The organism is Clostridium estertheticum, assembly GCF_018861295.1.
GTDB lineage: Bacteria > Bacillota > Clostridia > Clostridiales > Clostridiaceae > Clostridium_AD > Clostridium_AD estertheticum_D.
The window spans coordinates 1-2,016 of record NZ_JAHLDM010000073.1 but is presented as its reverse complement, the minus strand read 5'-3'; the positions used below and the strand labels follow the sequence as shown (position 1 = coordinate 2,016).

General features: G+C 33.5%; 2 protein-coding genes and 1 pseudogene. All 3 read left to right on the top strand.

Annotated features, from left to right (window positions below):
• A pseudogene (locus tag KPL54_RS26375) lies at nucleotides 1–145 on the top strand (lantibiotic ABC transporter ATP-binding protein); the annotation flags it as partial.
• Complete coding sequence (locus tag KPL54_RS25640; RefSeq protein WP_216109306.1) at nucleotides 145–870, top strand: lantibiotic immunity ABC transporter MutE/EpiE family permease subunit; 726 nt, start codon at nucleotides 145–147, stop codon at nucleotides 868–870. The pseudogene KPL54_RS26375 and the gene KPL54_RS25640, both read left to right, overlap by 1 nt.
• Before the next feature lies 1 nt (nucleotide 871).
• Nucleotides 872–1,615 carry a lantibiotic immunity ABC transporter MutG family permease subunit gene (locus tag KPL54_RS25635; protein WP_216109305.1) on the top strand — a complete coding sequence of 248 codons (744 nt, stop codon included), beginning with the start codon at nucleotides 872–874 and terminating at the stop codon, nucleotides 1,613–1,615.
• Nucleotides 1,616–2,016: the final 401 nt, after the last annotated feature.

Below are 2,016 nucleotides of genomic sequence, written 5' to 3'. Positions count from 1 at the left end.
ATTGTCCGAGGTTGAACTTATTGCAGACCATATCGGTATTATAAGCAATGGGGTAGTCGGATATAACGGCAAAATCAACCCCGGTGAAGATCTGGAAGTACTTTTCACAGAGGTTGTGAAAAAGAATAGGAAGGAAGGGTTATAATGCTTAAATATTTACAGGCTGAAAATTTAAAAAACAAAAGAACATTTATAAAAAAACTAATTTTTCTTGCACCTATGGTTACCTTCATCATTGCACTTTCATCTGTTATGTGGTTTCAAGCCAATAGCTTTAATTGGTGGTATATGATGATCCTGCCGGGATATATTTCACTAATGGCAGTGATGACTAATGAAAAAGAGGAAAAAAAATTACGCTATAGGGCTGTATTTGGTCTGCCGATTTCTTTAAAAAAAGTATGGATTTCAAAAGTTTTGGCAAACGGGATTTATATGACTCTCTCATGCATGATTTTGTCAGTTGGAATTATTTTAGGTGGCTACTATTTCTCCATTATCATCCCATTTTCTCGAGTAATTGTCGCAGTAGCTTTGATCGCAGTTACATCTTTATGGCAAATTCCACTTTGTATGTTCTTAGCGAAGAAACTGGGAATGCTAGGGGCTATTTTGATAAATGTTGGTGGAGGTAGTGTATTAGGTGCTTTGACTGCAGTAAGATCAATATGGTGGATTTGTCCATATAGTTGGACAGCTCGTATTATGTGTCCTATTCTTGGATATCTTCCAAATGGACTTAAAGCAGAAATTGGCTCTTCAATACTAAGTCCAGTTGTGATTCCAATTGGACTTATTCTGTCCCTTATTTTATTTGCTTTGCTACTGATTGTTACCACTAATTGGTTTGAAAAACAGGAGGTTAACTAATATGTTTGCTTTAATTAGATGTATAAAATCAGATTTCTATAAATTAAGACACACTTCTATTTTATGGATTCATTTGCTGATTCCACTAGCAGGAGCGTTCATATTTTTATTATATTATCACACAACATCAAAAAATTCAATCATGGATATAAAAACGTATCTGGAGGCGCTGGCCATCGCTTTTCCTTTGCTTATAGGCGTTATAAGTGGGATAGTCGTTGAGCAAGAGGAACAAGCTGGAAATTCTCAAGTACTGCTAGCTACTTCAAAATCAAAAACCACTACGTATTTAAGTAAGACAATTCTTTTAATTCTATTGGGAAGTTTTTCCATTATGCTTGCTGTAGGAATATTTGCACTTGGATTTCACGTAGTGCCCTACTTATTTTACTTAAAAGCAGCGGGAGCATTAGTTTTAGGAAATATATTCATCTATATCTTACATGTGTTCATTAGTCTACAATTTGGAAAGGGAGCCTCTACAGGGCTTGGAGTTGCAGGAAGTTTGATTTCAGCTCTGATGATTACCGGTCTTGGATATAAGATATGGTACTTTGTTCCATGGGCATGGAGCGTGAGGTTTTGCGATAGTATGTTTGACAAGTTAGACTATCCTGCTTTCAATGCTCAAATAGCACTTGATATGCAAAAGGGATCAGTTGTAATGTTATTTGCAATAGTGATTGCCTTTATTGCTAGTTTATTTTGGTTCAAAAAGTGGGAAGGAAGAAAGTCATATAATTAAAAAAAAGTTGTTATTATGAAAACAAAAAAAACATTGATCTCTTTGCTTGCAGTTTTGTACACTAGTAATAGGATATTTTGCAAAAGATACTATAATTAAAAAAGTAATGCATTATCAAATTAAAGATAAAATTGTTTGCAAGGTCAATTCTAATAGGATTATCCTTCGAAACTTTTTTCAAAATTTTCCCCCTCACTTACAATTAAATTTATTTACATAACACCAGTTGACATGTTGTTATGTTGTATATACCAATTATATTTCAAATCTAACATTAATGGAAATATAAAACGGAATAATTATTATGGTGTTACAAAAATGTAAGGTGAAAGATCAAAATGTAAGCCGAAGCAATGGCGGTGTATTTTGATTCTTTGTATACTAAGAGTATAAAATACATT